The 15,690-nt window shown below is 70.6% G+C and carries 9 protein-coding genes; 4 read left to right on the top strand and 5 right to left on the bottom strand.

All coding sequences use genetic code 11. From position 1 onward, the window contains the following. On the top strand, nucleotides 1-1,240 hold a 1,240-nt coding region (locus tag ACS5PM_RS11570), incomplete at its 5' end, for a DUF6537 domain-containing protein (protein ID WP_439387782.1). Nucleotides 1,241-1,610: 370 nt separating this feature from the next. Next, complete coding sequence (locus ACS5PM_RS11575; RefSeq protein WP_439387783.1) at nucleotides 1,611-2,762, top strand: pectate lyase family protein; 1,152 nt, start codon at nucleotides 1,611-1,613, stop codon at nucleotides 2,760-2,762. Between the two features lie 74 nt (nucleotides 2,763-2,836). Here ACS5PM_RS11575 and ACS5PM_RS11580 read toward each other — a convergent pair whose 3' ends face one another. The 5 genes from ACS5PM_RS11580 to ACS5PM_RS11600 form a co-directional block, all read right to left on the bottom strand. Beyond that, entirely contained in the window at nucleotides 2,837-4,717 is a 1,881-nt protein-coding gene (locus ACS5PM_RS11580) for a hypothetical protein (RefSeq protein ID WP_439387784.1), read from the bottom strand. Between the two features lie 16 nt (nucleotides 4,718-4,733). After that, complete coding sequence (locus tag ACS5PM_RS11585; RefSeq protein ID WP_439387785.1) at nucleotides 4,734-5,675, bottom strand: hypothetical protein; 942 nt, start codon at nucleotides 5,673-5,675, stop codon at nucleotides 4,734-4,736. 126 nt (nucleotides 5,676-5,801) lie between these two features. Then, nucleotides 5,802-8,177, bottom strand: coding sequence for a hypothetical protein (locus ACS5PM_RS11590; protein WP_439387786.1), 2,376 nt, complete (start codon nucleotides 8,175-8,177; stop codon nucleotides 5,802-5,804). A gap of 168 nt (nucleotides 8,178-8,345) precedes the next feature. Beyond that, the gene (locus ACS5PM_RS11595) at nucleotides 8,346-10,502 is read right to left on the bottom strand and encodes a coiled-coil domain-containing protein (RefSeq protein WP_439387787.1); all 2,157 of its coding nucleotides are present in this window, start codon (nucleotides 10,500-10,502) and stop codon (nucleotides 8,346-8,348) included. A 409-nt stretch (nucleotides 10,503-10,911) separates the two neighbouring features. After that, the gene (locus tag ACS5PM_RS11600; RefSeq protein WP_439387788.1) at nucleotides 10,912-12,972 is read right to left on the bottom strand and encodes a ShET2/EspL2 family type III secretion system effector toxin; all 2,061 of its coding nucleotides are present in this window, start codon (nucleotides 12,970-12,972) and stop codon (nucleotides 10,912-10,914) included. Between the two features lie 203 nt (nucleotides 12,973-13,175). On the opposite strand from ACS5PM_RS11600, the gene ACS5PM_RS11605 reads away from it, so the two are divergent. After that, the gene (locus ACS5PM_RS11605) at nucleotides 13,176-13,544 is read left to right on the top strand and encodes a hypothetical protein (RefSeq protein ID WP_439387789.1); all 369 of its coding nucleotides are present in this window, start codon (nucleotides 13,176-13,178) and stop codon (nucleotides 13,542-13,544) included. Between the two features lie 154 nt (nucleotides 13,545-13,698). Next, complete coding sequence (locus ACS5PM_RS11610; protein WP_439387790.1) at nucleotides 13,699-15,678, top strand: autotransporter; 1,980 nt, start codon at nucleotides 13,699-13,701, stop codon at nucleotides 15,676-15,678. Nucleotides 15,679-15,690: the final 12 nt, after the last annotated feature.

Consider the following 15,690-nt stretch of genomic DNA (forward strand, 5'->3'; position numbering starts at 1 on the left):
CGGCGCGGTGCTGAGCTTCGTGCGCGTGGCGCCGACGCCGGACCTGCTGAACCAGGTGCGCATCGACACCCAGCAGGCCGACGTGCTGCTGGCCTGCGACATGGTGGTGGGCGCCTCGGGCGATGCGCTGGGCACGGTCAAGCACGGGCGCACCGTGGTGCTGGCCAACACGCATGAAATCCCCACGGCCGCCTTCGTGCGCAACCCGGATGCCACGCTGCAAGCCAAGGGCTTGCTGGCCAAGCTCCTGCATGCGGCGGGCGAGGAGCGCGTGTCCACGCTGGATGCGCAGAACATCGCCCAGACCTTGATGGGCGACACCATGCCCAGCAACATCGTGATGCTCGGCGCTGCCTTTCAGCGCGGGCTGGTTCCTGTCACAGAGGCTGCATTGATGCGTGCGATCGAACTCAACGGCGTGGCCATCGAATCGAACAAGGTGGCGTTTGCACTGGGCCGAATTGCGGCAGCCGACCCGGCAGCGCTCAGGCGACTTGCCGGCCGCGCGGAGGTCGAGCAACTCCCTCCGGGGCGGCTGTTCGGACCGGGCGGCCTGGTGGAGCGCCGCAGCCAGTTCTTGACCGACTACCAGGACGCCAACCTCGCGCAGCGCTATGTCGAGCTGGTGCAGGCCACGCACATGCGTGAAGTGGCGCTCGGCGGCATCGAAGGCACGCCGATGACCGAGGCCGTGGCGCGGCAGTTCTCGCGCCTGCTGGCAATCAAGGACGAGTACGAGGTGGCGCGCCTGTACACCGACGGCCGCTTCCAGGCCGCGCTGGCCGACCAGTTCGAGAACACCGGCAACCTGCGCTTCCACATGGCTCCGCCGCTGCTGGCGCGCCGCGGGCCCGACGGCAAACCGCGCAAGATGAACTTCGGCCCCTGGATGATGAGCGCGATGCGCCTGATGGCCAAGGTGCGGCGCATCCGCGGCAGCTGGTTCGATCCCTTCGGCCACACCGAGGAGCGCAAGCTGGAGCGGGAACTCGCCAGGGACTACGAGCAACTGGTGCGCGACACCCTGCTGCCCAACCTCAACAAGGCCAACCATGCCGCCGCACTGGCGCTGGTCCGCCTGCCCGAGCGCATCCGCGGCTTTGGCCATGTGAAGCTGGCCAACATGGCCACGGCCAAGGCGCAGCAGAAGGACCTGCTCGCCCGCTTCGCGGCCGGCGAGGCCCCCGTCGCCGCCCCGGTGGCGCCGCAGCGCAAGGTCATCTCGATCGCGGAGCTCTGAGCACGCGATCGAGCGAACGAATCCACTCCTAGGCTGCTTCAACCCGATACCCGTGGTGGCTGCAGACCAGTTCGGGGGAGCCTTGCGGCTCCCCCTTTTTTTTGGCGTGCCGCAATGGTCGCGGCGGGCCCTCGATCGCGGGACGAGGAGAGGCTGGCGGCGCTGGAGCGGACTCCGCCGTGCGGCGTCGTGCTGCTGCATGGCTGTGACGACCATCCTATGGACGCCGACCTGTCGCGCGTTCAGCGGTGAACGCTGCGCGGCGCGTTGCGCGCAGAGTCAAGTCGCCATCCAGAAGTATCAGTGCTTCGTTTCAAGCGGGTTACCCACCTGACCTGCCCCCCTCGAACACAACACCGATGGAGTGAACTTGAATCAACTTCGCCTGGCCGCAGCGGGCCTTGCCGCGATGACGCTGGTGGCCCCAGCCTGGGCCGACAACAGCACCGACACCGCGCCGGCCAACGGCTGGGCCAGCCAGGGTGGCGGCACCAGCGGCGGCGCCTCCGCCTCCTCGACCTACATCTACAAGGTCAGCTCGGCGTCGGCGCTGAAGCAGGCCCTGGCGGCCGCCGGCACGAATCCGAAGATCGTCAAGGTCTCGGGCACCATCGACATGACGGCCGCCGACATCGGCGGCGCCTTCACCAGCCACGCCGACCAGGCCGCGCGCGGGCTGATCACCATCCCCAGCAACACGACGCTGATCGGTGTCGGCTCGACCGCCAAGCTGTTGAACGCGGGCCTGTTCCTCAAGCGGGTCTCGAACGTCATCATCCGCAACCTCACCATCGTCGCGCCCTGCGACGTGACGCCGGTGTGGGACAGCAGCGAAAGCCGATGGAACTCCGAGTTCGACGCGATCTACGTCTACAGCTCCACCAGCATCTGGATCGACCACAACAAGTTCACCGACGCGCCGCTGACGGACGACAAGCTGCCGGTCGAGAACGGGCAGGTCAAGGAATGCCACGATGGCGCGGTCGACATCATCCATTCGAGCGACTACATCACCGTCTCGTACAACGTGTTCGACCAGCACGACAAGAACAACCTGATCGGCTCGTCGGACAGCAGCACGGATGAAGACGGGCACCTGAGCGTCACCTTCCACCACAACCTGTTCAACAAGGTGATGGAGCGGGCGCCGCGCGTTCGCTACGGCAAGGTTCACGTCTACAACAACTCGTACGTGGGCGGCAAGGCCGACTCGCCGTACAGGCACAACTACAGCCTGGGCGTGGGCTACAAGGCGCAGATCCTGTCCAACAACAACGCCTTTGACATCACCGGCGCCTCGAACTGCTCCCTGGTCGTCAAGAACCCCGGCTCGTCGAGCAAGACAGGCGCGATCAAGGACACCGGCTCGCTGCTCAACGGCAACCCGCTGAACCTGTCGACGGCCTGCAGCTTCGCCATCGCAAGCTGGACCATCCCGTACGTCTACGCGCCGGACGCGACCGCCAGCGTGCGCAGCATCGTGAGCGCCAATGCCGGTGCGGGCAAGCTGGCGGTCAACTGAGCCGTGGCCGAGGCGCCCGCTGGCCGGTCAGCGGGCGTCGGAACGCGTCATGCCGCCCGGCGCCGCAGACCAGTTCAGTCCGCAGTCGGGGACGGGCTGCGGCGTCGCTCCGGCGGGTTGCCGGCCGACAGCCGGGTGGCACCGCTGCCGTCGCTGCCCGAGCCGCCGGAAATCTCGCCGCTGGTCCGGCCACTGCGGTCGGCGCCAGCGCCGTCGCCAACGCCGGCTTCCGGGTCCGGTATCTCTTCGATCTGGACGCTGCTCGTGGTTCGCGTGGCCGTTCGCACCGCGTCTTCCGCCTGCCACAGGCCCGAAACCGGCGAATCCAGCATGGAGATCATCACGCCCAGGCCGACGTTGCCGATGAACTGCTGCACGGCCGGCGGAAGGTCGCTCTTGGCCATCTCGCCGCCCGCCAGGGTGAGCGCCGAGAAGATGCCGTTGAACGCGGCGGCGCGGGCAGGGGCTTGGTCGAGCAGCCGGCCGTAGTCGGTGCCGGTCACCCCGAACTCGAAGTGCTGCGTCGCTCCCGTCTGGTTGACGAAGTGCTCCATGCGCTGGAACCAGTCGATCGTCTCGGCCAGGGTGTTCGCCATGGCGCTCACGCCGGCACCGAGGGCGACGTCCTTCCAGGCCTGGGCATGGCTCATCTTGGTCGCGGTGTTGCCCATCAGCGTGGAGATCGCGTCGCCGCGGTGAGGCACCCACGCGCCCATCAGGGCATCGCTCAGGAACGACGACGCCGAGTTGGCCGCGGCGTAGGTGGCGGCGGCCGCGCCATGGGCGGCGCCGCGCAGGCCGGCGGCGAATTCATTCCCCGGCTCGGCCGTGGGGCTGGCGGTGAACCCGACCATGGTGAAGGTGGCCTGGATGCCGTCGCGCATGGCGGCGTAGACGCCCACCTTCACCTCGTTGGCCAGCGGGCGCAGCGCGTTGGTGTGGTCGTGCCCGGCGAAGCCGCGGTTGCGGACCGGGTCGAGCAGGGCGAAGTTGTGGACCATGAGTGCCACGTTCGTCACGGAGGCGCTGACCTGGACGACGGTCATCGCGCGCGACATGCGGCGGTGGTGCAGCTTCATCGCCGCCTGTTCTTCGGGCGACTTGGCGGCCCACTCACTGGCGCTGAGCGAGAAGTACGCGCGTGCGGCCTCGGCGGGGTTGCGCAGTTCGCGGAATTCGCGCAGGCCCTGGAGGGCGAGGTTGGCCACCCCCACGGTCACCTGCACGCCCACGGCCACCGAGGCCGGCTGGGCCCGCATGGCATGCATGACGCCGATGCCGACCATCTCGCGCACGAAGGTGGGGATGCCCACGGCGACTGTCTGGTGGATGGCATGGCCGGCCAGGGCGCCCATCAGGCGCTTCGGAATCTTGGGCAGCTTGACGATGCTCAGGGTGACCGAGGCCTCGTTCAAGACGGCGTTGCCCATCTGCTTGAGGCTATTGGTCAGGGCCTTGGCCACCGACAGCCAGCTGCGCTTGGGTTCGGGCGCCTGCAGTTCGGTCGACGGATTCGGCTCGGTCGTCGAGCGTTGCGCCCGCGGCTGTTCCAGGGTGTGGGGGACCCAACGGTTGATGGAGCTGGACTCGCTGACGATGCCGTCGAAGCGGCTGCTGCCGTGCGAGCTCTGGGGTGTGCTGTCCAGCCCGAGCCGGCCGCTGCTCAGGTAGCGACCACGTTCGAGCGTGCTGAATCGGTCCGAGCGCTCCCCGGTGCGCAGCAGGCTGCTGCCGGCATGCTCGGGCGATGGGCCGCTGGTCTCAGGCACGGGCTGGCGGACCCGCTGGCTCTGGCTGCCGGAAGTGGAGGCGCCGGCATGTCCACGACCGCTCAGCCCCGGCGGCCTGGCCAGGCTCTGTTCGGCACGAGGCGGGGATGCGGTGATCTCGACGGCCTTCTCGGCGTCGGGCTTCACCGGGGTCGAGATCCGCTGGGAATGGACGGGACTGGTCATGATGCAGGCCTCGGCCTCAGTGGTTCGCGTCCGCGGTGTGCCGCTGGACGATGGCATTGGCCAGGCGCGCGATATCGCGCAGCCAGCCCGCGAAGCTCTCGGCGCTCTGGCCCGTGAGGTGCCAGCGCGTCATCAGGCGGGCCTGGCCGCGCTCGAGCACCACGGCCATCCCGAGGAAGGCCATCAGCTCGGTGTTGGCCAGGACCGCCGCGCGGCGCCGCGGCGCGGTGTCGAGCACTCCGCGACCCAGGTCCGCGACGACGATGAGGTTCTCGCCGTCGACGTCGCAGGCCAGGCCGATGGGGCGTCCGTCGATCTCCAGGCCGCCGCTGCGGGCCGTCGCCAGCGCCTGCGCGGCGCTGCGGCCCAGGTGCAGCATGGCGCCGTGGACCATGACCAGCACTTCCTCGGGCGCCTCGAACTGCTGGGCCAGCGGATCGGCCGGCTCGTGGGCGGCCGGGGATTCGTCGCCGGCTTCGATGCTCGCCCGGAGCTGGTCCACCACCTCCTGCGCAGGCCTGGCCGACACGCCTTCGACCACCGCGCGGCGCAAGGCCAGCAGGCCGGCCACTTCGGCGCCGAGCAGTGCCGGGTGGTCGAGGCCGGCGGGCGTGCGCACGATCAGCACCGCGTCCCCGTCCTCGGCCAGGCCGAAGGCCGCGTGCGTGACGATGAGGCTCTGGCTGCTGGCCAGCAGCAGGGCGTCGCACCACTGCGCCTCGCCGACGCCGGCAGGCCGCCCGGCCCGGGCGCTGGCGATCCAGGCGCCGGTGGGCTGCTCGCTCAGCGGCTGCAGCGACACCGGCTTGTCGTCCATGACGAGCAGGCCGGTCTGGCCGAACTCGCGCGCCACAGCACGGTCGGCGCCCAAGGTCAGGGCGGCGTCACGGCGCCAGGCCTGCACCGCGTTCAAGCCGTCTTCGGTCGAGCGGGCCGGTGAGGAAGAAGGGATGGTCATTCGGTCTCCAGTGGCGGCGGCTTCGTGGCCGCGGGAAGGTAGGTTGAAGATAGGGATCTGGCGACGGGCGCGGCGCCCATGGACGAAACGATGCGTCTGCGGCCGAAGGCTGCTGTCACTTCGCCGTCATGTCGCGGTGGTCAGTTGCCGGTGCGGCACGTAGGGGTAGAGGTGGGAGACGACCACGCGGCCCTGGACGAACTGCAGCGAGAAGTTGCTTTGCGTGAGGGACGTGGGACGCTCGGTCTGGTCGAGGTCGTTGCTGAAGCCGCGGCCGACCTCGCGCCCGTGGTCGTGCACCAGGTCGGTCACGCCGCCCGGCACGGCCGCCGCGGCGCGCTCGAAGTCCACCCGCGTGCGAGCGGCCAGCACGGCCTGGAACTCGGGCCGCTGCGAGATCTCCTCGTGGATCTCGGTGACCGCGCGGGCCATGTCGCTGCGCGAGGCGTAGGCCCCGGCATAGCCGGTGTGGCGGGCGCGGGCACGCAGGGACGCGTCGTCGGGTTCGACGTGGCGCTCGACGGCTCGGTCCCAGGCGCGGTCGCTCATCAGCGCCTGCCTGGCGGGGTTCCTGTCGAACGCGGTGCGGGCTTGCGCGAGCTCGGCATCCACCTCGTCGAGCTCGCGACGCAGGCGGCCGACTTCCTGGCGCTGCTCGGCGTGCTGGCGGCGCGCCCCCGCGCGGCCGCGCGCCTGGGCGTTGTCGGCGGTCTCGAACTGGTCCTCCGCGCGGCGCAGGTCCAGCACGGCGCGGGCGATGTCCGCGTCGAGCTGCTCCAGGCCCTTGCGTGCTTCTTCGGCGGACTCGGTGTGCTTGGTGATGTCACCTCGCAGCTTCAGCTGGCGGGCCTCGGCATCGCCGGAGGATGACGACGCGATCTCGACCTGCGGGATGGCGGCTTCGGACCGGCCGGTGCGCGTCGGTGCTGCGGCCTTGGGCGCGGTGGCTTCCTGCTCGCGGCGCTGATCGACCAAGGCCCGCAGCTCCTCGCGCGCCGCACCCAGCTCACGTTCCGCGTCGATGGACCGCTGGAAGGCCGGGCGCTGGCTGGCCTTGGCCTCGTCCAGCCGTGCCGTGGCTGCCGCGACTTCCTCCAGCGCGCGGGCGCGGTCCGGCAGCACGATTCCGCGCAGCAGGTCGCAGGTCTGGTGGACGGCGCCGGAGATGATGGTGGCGCGATGCATCGGCATCTGCTGCACCTGCAGCATCACCCGGTTGCGTTCGGCCACGGCCCGTATCTCGGTGCGCGTGATCGAAGAGCCGGTGCTGAGCTGGCTGCGCCTCGGCAGCATGGCATTGGCCGTGCGGTCCGCCGACTCCACGAGACCCTGCGACATGCGCATGTCCTCGTGGAAGGTGTCGACCAGCATCGGACGCACGATGGCTTCCAGGTCCTGGCCGCCATGGCGCAGGCTGACGCTGATGGCGGTGACGTCCGCCGGCAGCAGCCGGTTCAGCAGGCTCTGCGTGTAGGTGTTCGCCTGCATCGCGCCGTGCATGGCGGAGAACGCCGCGAAGGCCTCCCGGGGCTCCTGGAAGGCCGCCTTCAGCGTGCGGGATCCGTCGGCGCCGAGCTCCGTGAAATGCTCGACGTACGCATCGAAACGCGTATCCGGCTGTCCGCGCGGCGGCGGCTGGTCCACGGCTGGCAGTCCCAGGCTGCGCAGGTAGTTGCCCAGCCCGGCCGTGGCGAGCCGGTCGGCGCGTTCCGTATAGATGTCGGGATCGACCACGGCCTCGGCCAGGGCCTTCGCCTTCTCCACGTCCTTGCGCGCCTCGGCGAGCACCTGCTTGGCACTCTCCATGTCGGCGCGCGCCCGCTTGAGCCCGTCGGTGAGTTGCCCGACCCGCTTCTGGGCCGCAGCCTCCTCGGGCGAGATCCGGGGAGCCTGTGTCTCCGGCGAGGCTTCCACGCTGGTCGGCCGTGAGGGGACGGCGGTCTCGGGCGCCTCGCGCCTCGGTGCCGGCGTGTCGTCCAGCGACAGCGCCTGGAGCGAACGTTCGCAGGATTCGAGCAGGCGCTCCGCCTTCTCGAGCTTTCCGAGCTGGACTGCCCGGTCCTCGCGCAGGCGCTGCAGCTGGCCCGCGGCATGCTGGACGCGGTCCTGCAGCTTCCTGAGCTCGGCATTGTTGCCCTTGCTGGTGTGCGTCTGTCGCACTTCCTTGGCCTCGTCCAGCCGGGCGGCGAGGGCCGCGCGCCGCTGCTCCAGCTCCCCCAGGCGCTGGGCGGCCTGGCCCAGCTGTGTCCTGTGCGATGCCGCCGCACTGCCGGACGAGGAGGAGGCCCCCGCGCTCAGGGCGCGGGTGGTGGGCGGCAGCGTCGCGCGCCGCATCGATGAGGCGCCCGCCGCCGGGCCGGACGGTCGCGCCGGTGGCCGGCCCAACGCCGGCCCGCCGGGCGAGCTCTGCCCCGTGCCGCGCGCCACTGGCGGCTGCTGAGGGGCCGACGAGCCGGCGCGCGGCGTCTGTGACGACGGGTTGGAGCGGATGGGACCGGTCATGCAGGGCAACTCCTGGACATGCCGCCGTGAAAGGCGGCGTGAAAGACGGAATGAGGGGTTGCTGCCGACCTTAGCCAGGGGCAGAGATCGGGCCGCCGCCGGCACGAACGGACGCCGCGGCGAGCGAAGCGCCGGGGCCCGGCACGTCGGGTTGAAGCCGACGCCAGCTCAAGCCGTCGTCAGCTGGCGGTGCGGCACATAGGGGTAGATGTGCGTGACGACGACGCGGCCCTGGACGAACTGCAGCGAGAAGTTGCTCTGCGTCAGCGGGGTGGGGCGCGCGGTCTGGTCGGGGTCGTTGCTGAAGCCGCGGCCGACTTCGCGCCCGTGCTCGTGGACGAGGTCGGTCACGCCGCCCGGCACCGCCGCCGCGGCACGCTCGAACTCGGCGCGCGAGGTGGCGGCCATCACGGCCTGGAACCGGGGCTGCTGCGAGACGTGGGTGTAAACGTCGGCGGCCGACCGGGCCAGCTCGGCTTGCGAAGGGTAGGCACCCGAGTAGCCGGTGATGCGGGCACGTGCGCGCAGCGAGGCATCGTCGGGCTCGACATGGCGCTCCACTGCCCGGTCCCAGGCGCGATCGCTGATGGTGGACTTGCGCGCCGGGTCGGCGCGCAGTGCATCGCGGGCCTGCCCGATGCGGGCGTCCAGATCAGCGAGCCGGGTGCGCAGGCTGGTGAGCTCTTCGCCTTGATCGCCGCGTTCGCGCCGGGCGTTCTCGGTGTCGCGGGCATGGCGTGCGGCGGCGGTGTCCAGCTGGTCTTCGGCGGCACGCAGATCGGTGGCCGCCTTGCGGATGCCATCGCCGGCTTCGGCGATGGCCGTGCGCAGGCCCTCGGCGGTGTCGGTGTGCTTGAGCACGTCGCCGCGCAACTTGAGCTGTCGCGCCTCGGTGTCGGTGCCTGTGGAGGTCGACGAGGCCACCGCCATCTCGGGCACGGGAGTGCCGGAGGTCGACGCAGCCGCGGCCTGCCTGGCCTGGGCCGCCTGCCTGGCCTCGGCCGCCTCGCGCTGGCGGCGATCGGCCGACAGTTGCTTGAGCTCGTCGCGCGCTTCGTTGAGCTGGCGTTCGGCGTCGATGGCGCGCTGGAAGGCGGGCCGCTGCTCGCCCTTGACCTGCTCGAGCTGCTCCTTGGCCGCATCGACGCGCCCGAGGGCGCCTCGGTAAGCCTTGGTCACGCCATCCAGCAGGCTGCTGAACTGCTCGGCCAGGCCGGAGATGATGTTGATGCGCTGGGCGGGGTTGGCCAGGATCCGCGCCAGCACCGCGTTGCGCCTTCCGGTCTCCAATCCTTGCTCACGGTTGATGACGGGGCCATTCCTACCTATGCCGGTGCGACGCCGACCCGCGCGCCCGTGCTGGGCCAGGACGGCTAACCGTTCGGCATTGACCGCGATCTCGGTGATGTGGTTGACGACAGCGATCCGTGCCTGGGGAAGCAAGGCCTCGTGGCCGATGCGCAGCGCCGCGGTGAATGGCGACATGTCGCCTTGCGTAAAGTGCTGGACCAGGCCCGAGCTCTGGGCGTTGGGCAACATGGCCCCGAAGAGCGCGGAGAACGCCGTCGCGCTCTCATCGGGATCCTGGAAGGCGTCCTTCAGGCGGACGCCGCCGCCGTCGGCTTCTTCGGTGAAGTGCGCCAGGTAGCTCGCGAAGCGTTCATCGTTGCCCCGGGCGCCCACATCGTCCATGGCGGGCAGGCCGGCGGCCACGAGGTACTCGTTGACCTCGCGCTCGCCGGCGCCGTAGACGTGGTGCGCATAGCGCTCGGGCAACAGCATCGTCTCCGCGTTCTCCTGCTGCCGCTGGACCTCGTTGCGCGCCTCGACAAGGGCTTGCCGGGCGCGGGCCTGGCCGGCCTTGGCGAGCTCGAGCTCCTTCGTCAGGTCGCGCACGCGCTCGCGGGCAGCGGTCTCGGCCGGGTCGTGGACGCGGGTCGGTGCAGCGACAGCCTGCGGCTGCACCTGCGGCTGCGCCAGTGGCTGCGGGCGGCTGGTGGCGGCTTCGGGTGCGACGGCAGCCTCTTCGCGCGGGGCGTCGTCGATGCTCAGGGCCTGCAAGGAGCGCTCGCACGAGGCCAGCTGCTGCTCGGCGCGCTCCAGCTTGTCCAGCAGGGCGTCACGCCTGGCCGTCTTCTCGTGCAAGGCGGTGGCGGCATGGCGGACGCGGTCCTGCAGCTTGCCGAGCTCGGCGCGGCTGTCGCTGCTGCCGGCGCGGTTGGCATCGGCCAGGCGCTTCTCCTTCGCCGCCTCGAGCTCGGCCGACAAGGTCTTGCGCTCTTGCTCGAGCGTGGCGAGTTCGCGGGCCAGCGTGGTGAGGGCCATCGGGGGTGTCGGGGTGGCACCGCGAAGGGATGGGCCAGCCAGGCGCGAAGAACCGGCCGCCACTGCGCCTGAGCGCATCGGGGCAGGCCCGCGCGGGGCGCTGGACGAGCCGACGTGCGAAGGCCCGGCGCCGGGATGCGCCGGTGCCCGGCCCAAGGGCGGCGCATGGGTGGGCGCCGCCGGCGTGCCGGGTGCCGCACCGCGTACGGGCCCGCCCTGCGCAGGGGGCACGCGCGCAGGCTGCTGGGGCGAGTTGGGGCGGATCGGTCCGGTCATGTCGGTGCTTCGAGTTGGCGCTGTCGCAGGCGAACCGCGCGATGGAGATGGCGCCGAACTTAGCCAGCACACCGCCCGAGTCGCGGCGCCGCGCGAACTGGCGACCCGTGCAGCGAAAGACCCGGCCCGTCGCTCAGCGCAGGCGCCGCCGGCTCGAAGACTCCTTCAGCAGCAGCTCCTGCACGGACGGCGGCAGGCTCGACCTCAGGATGCTGGCCCGGAAGGCCGCGATCGCGTCCTCGGAACCGTGCGACCGCGCGTGATTCAGCAGCGAGCCCGGCGTGCCGCCGGCTGTCAGCACGTGGACCTTGTCGGTCTCTTCGAGCGAAGACGCGAGGACCGCGTCGACGAAGGCGGCGATGTTCTCCGACGCATTCCTCTCCATCGCCCGCGTCAGCGCCGGCGTGTCTTCATCGTCGTAGGCCATCAGCAGTTCGCACTGGTCGTCGGCCGCGAAACCCTGGCTCGTGATCCACGCGACCAGCGTGGTCACCGCCTGAGGCTGGCTGCGCAGCACGGCATGGCCCAGCGCCGGGCGACCTTCGCGGCCCGGCAGGTCGATCAGTCTCATCCTGTCCTCCAGGGTCAGCCCGCGGTGCGCCGCCAGGCCGTCGAGGAACGGCTGCAGTGCCGGCAGGCCCTGGGGCCGCAAGGCGATGACGAGGCCGAGGTCGCTTGGCGGGGCCAGTCCGGTGAGCAGGGTGAACTGCCTGGACGGTGGCAGGCCGCTCGCGGCCACGGAGTCGATGAAGGCGCGCACCGCCTCGGCCTGGCCGCCCTGCATGGCCATGAACAGGCCCGACGTGTCTGCGTCGTCGCAGGCAGCGAGCAGGTCGAAGTGGTCGTCCTCGTCCAGGTCCGCCACCTCGAGCAGACGCGCGAACTCGCTGATCACGTGCGCATGGTTGTCCTGCAGGGCGAGGTGCAGCGCCGGCACGCCTTCGTTCGAGCGTCCGTCCAGGAACTCGAAGGCACCCGCGGGGTCGCGACGCGCCAGGTCGGTGAAGGCGGGCGCCAGATCGCGCAGCGTCCCGGCGAAGCCCCCCAGGCCGATGTGGTGCATCACGCTGGGCCGCAGCGGCGGGAGCGGGCCGGCCAGCCTGCGCTGCGGGTCGCCCCCTGGCGGGGGGGCCTGGAGGCTGTCGGGGCCGCCTGCAGGCAGTGTGATGAACATGGCGTCCGTCTCTTCGCCGAAGAACTCCTCCAGGGCCGGCGCGTCGATGAACAGGTCCTGCGCTCGCAGCGCCTCGAAGCGCTGCAGGCTGCTGCTGGCCGTGCGTTTGTGGGTGGCCGTCCGGTTGGGCTCGTAGAAGTTGGCGACGAAGCGCGGCTCGCCATCCGGTCCGGGCTTGACCTTCAGGTGCAACGCCATGACGTGGTCGCCCGAAAGGACCAGCATGGACTTCGACGAAGGGCCCGGCGCCGCGGCCAGGCCTTGCAATTGGGCGGCCGCAAAAGGGCCCCAATCCGCCAGGCCTACGAGCTGGACCTCCGGCGCTGCGTTCAGAAGCCGGTCGTACATCGCCTCCAGACCGTGCGGCAGCTCGCGCTGCAGGACCTCGGCATCGCCCAGCATGGTGTAGTCGGGCTTGCCGGTGGCCATGACCTGCAGCACCCAGGTCAGGGCCAGGTGGCGGCAGCAGATCTTCTCGCTGGCATCGTCCGGCAGCGGCCACTCGTCGTTCAGGTTCAAGTCGGTGCTGCGATGGGGCTTTTCCGAGTAGTAGGGCAACTGCTTGACCTCTTGCGCCAGTGCCACGCCCAGGCGCGGATCGAGCACGCGGTACAGCTCGCCGTTGGCGCTGCCCGGGCGCGGCGTCTCCCAGAGCTGGCGCTCCATACCCTGGCGCCGATGCAGCACCAGCACCGCCAGCAGCAGGTCGTGGCGCCGGCCCTCGGCGGCCGATCGCCAGACCTGAACGGGAGTGCGGCCGGCGGCTTCGCGCTCGTACAGCGCCTGGGCCATGGGCAGGTCCAGGCGGTGCAGCGCATCGAGCAAGGGGGTGTCGCCCGGCAGGCGGCGCGGAGCAGGGGCGGATGAAGAGGCGGCGCCCCGCGGTGCCAGGCCGTCCGGACGCACGAGCGAGACCGGCGGCGGGCTGTCGGCGCGCGGGCTCTGCCGACCAGGCGCCGCCGGAGACGCCGGTCGAGGCGAGGAAAGGGCAGAGGAGTGCGGCGAGAGGGGCGAATCCATGGGAACTGCTCGAGCGGCTGGTGCGCAGCTGGCGCCGTACCACTGTGCCGGGCGCACGTCAGACGCCGCGGCGGCCGGGCGAACGGCTGGCCCGGCCTGCGAAGCGCGAACCGCCTTCGTGCCGGCGCGCAGACCTTCGCTGCTGCGGCGGCCGCGGCCAGGCGCCGCCGGCAAGCTGGCGCCCATCAGCCCTGGAGCAGACCATGAACCCCCACACGACCGATGGCAGCACGATCGAACGGCACGACCCGCCGCTGTGCTGGCCTCGCCTGAGCCTGGCCGAGGACGGGCGCGAGTCCCCCGCGGCCACGCCTCTGGCCCTCGAGGTCTGCGAAGCGCTGGAGCGTCGCCTGGAAAGATTGGCCGCCCATGAGCTGCCGCCGCAGGTGGCGCAGGACGTGACCGACATGTGGCGCGACCTGGATGCCGCCCAGAGCCTGCTGGCCGGGGAGCAACGTCCGGACCACGCGCAGCGGCTGCTGGCCGACCTGCATTTCTGGTTGCCGGTGTGCGAAACCTGGATAGGCCTCGGCAGCCACGCTCCGGCACGCGGGCTTGCGCTGATGAACTGACATGGACTGACGGGGCACTGAACACCCGTCCCTGGCGACACCTGGACTCGCGTTGGATGATGAGCATCCAACTCCGACCGTCCCGATGCGCCGCTTCGACCTTCTGCCATTCCGTTCCCTCCAGCACCTCCGGGCGCGAACGCTCGTCGTGGCCATGGCCACGGGCTTTCTGGCCGCGTGCGGTGGTGGCGGCTCGACGGACGACAGCAGCCAGGGCGGTGCGCAGACGCCCGACGCCATCGACATCACCGCGTCCATCCTGGCCAACCAGGACGTGACCCTGTCGGGCAATGCCGTCGTCTCCCTTCCCGAAGGCGTCAGCACCTACACCGGGGTCATCTCGGGCGAAGGCACCCTGCGCATCCGGCCCGCGGGCGGCACCGGCAAGCCCGGCGTCCTGGTCGTCACCCGCACCAGCACCTTCACGCTGCCGGCGGCCAGGCAGGTCGAGACCGTCTCGAAGACGACCTATGCCGGCATGGGTTACGTGCTGGACATCACGGGCAGCAACCCGCCGGCGGTGACCATCGACCCCGGCGCGACGCTGCGTTTCGGCACCAACTCGAGCGCCGACCAGACGCCGAACTTCCTCGCCACCTCCGACAGCCGGAACCCGGCCAGTCTGGTCAATGGCGAGATCAACCTGAACAACATCCTGAACAACGGCGCGATCGAGATCAACAGCGCCAACTTCGTGCTGCTCGGGCAGGTCAGCGGCAGCGGGTCGGTCAAGCAGCTCGCCGGCGTGTGGGGCGGCAACTCCATGCGCGGCCTCAACACGATGACCGGCGTGCTCTCGCTGACGACGGGCCACGACTTCGGCAGCAACCACGTGATGGCGACGATCCCCGGCGCGAAGGCCGTGCTAAACGAAGGTTCGTGGCTGGTGTGGTGCCCGCCGGCGCGGGTTCTGACCGTTTCGCAGAACGTGTACGAAGCGGCGTACGGCAACGACATCAACTTCCATCCGATCGGCACCGGCCGGATCGTGATGACCGGCGTCTACAGCCACACCGACAACAGCCCGCATGACACACCCAACCTCGTGGACCCCGGCCTGAGCGACTCAAGCCTGAACCTGGCGAAGGTCATCTACCGAGGCACCAACAGCGTGAATGGCAACGACGCAAGCTACCGCGGCGTGAACATCGAGGCCGGGGGCGTCGTGCAGTGGGGTGACGGCACGAACGCCAGGTTCTTCATGCCCTCCGCCCCTTCGCCAGCCCCTTTCGCGCCCGCTCTCGGCAAGAAGAACGCCTACATCAACCTGCACCGGGGCGGCACGCTGGCCTTCAACTACAACGGGCCGGTGCGGCTGGACATCGGGATCACCGGCGGCGGCGGCGGCCCGTACCGCGATGGCAGCGCCGGCGCCGGCAACGTCACCATCATGGGCACGGCCGGCAACGACGTGACCTTCGCCCAGCCGCAGAACTACAACGGCACGACGACGATCGAGTCGGGCGCGGTGCTGCGCCTCGGTTCCGGCAGCGACATCCCGCTGAACTACGCGACGATCAACAACGGCGTGAAGTCGACCGCACTGATCGCCACCTACGACGGCGACGGCAGCCTGCTCACGGCCGAGTCGGGCAACGGGGCCACCACCGACGCGATCGTCAACAACGGGCGGCTGATCGTGCAGAACCGCGCGACCGCCATCACCTTGTCCAGGATCAGCGGCAGCGGCTCGTTCACCCACGCCGGCGCGGCGGCGACCACGCTGCTGAACAACAGCTACACAGGCGGCACCACCATCAGCGCCGGCCAGGTGCTGGCGGGCAATGCGACCGCCTTCGGCCTGGGCGACGTCGCCAACAACGCGGGCCTGGGCCTGGCCAGCGGCAACTTCGCCACCGCCATCGGGGGCAAGTTCCAGCAGTCGTCCGGCGGCACGCTGAGCCTGCCGATCAACGTGACGACCGGTAGCACGGGCCACCTCTCGGTCGCGGGCGGCGCGACCCTGGCTGGCAAGCTGGTGCTCGACTTCAGCGGCACGCCGGTGGCCGGGCAGAAGTACGTGCTGATCGAGGCAGCCGGCGGCGTGAGCGGCTCGTTCGACAGCATCGTCGCCCACGGCGCGGCCGTGACCCCGGGCCGCGACGCGACGAGTTTCTACGTCGTGGTTCAGTGACTGTGCGCGGGC

It is taken from the genome of Ideonella flava (assembly GCF_051857595.1).
Classification (GTDB): Bacteria; Pseudomonadota; Gammaproteobacteria; order Burkholderiales; family Burkholderiaceae_C; genus Ideonella.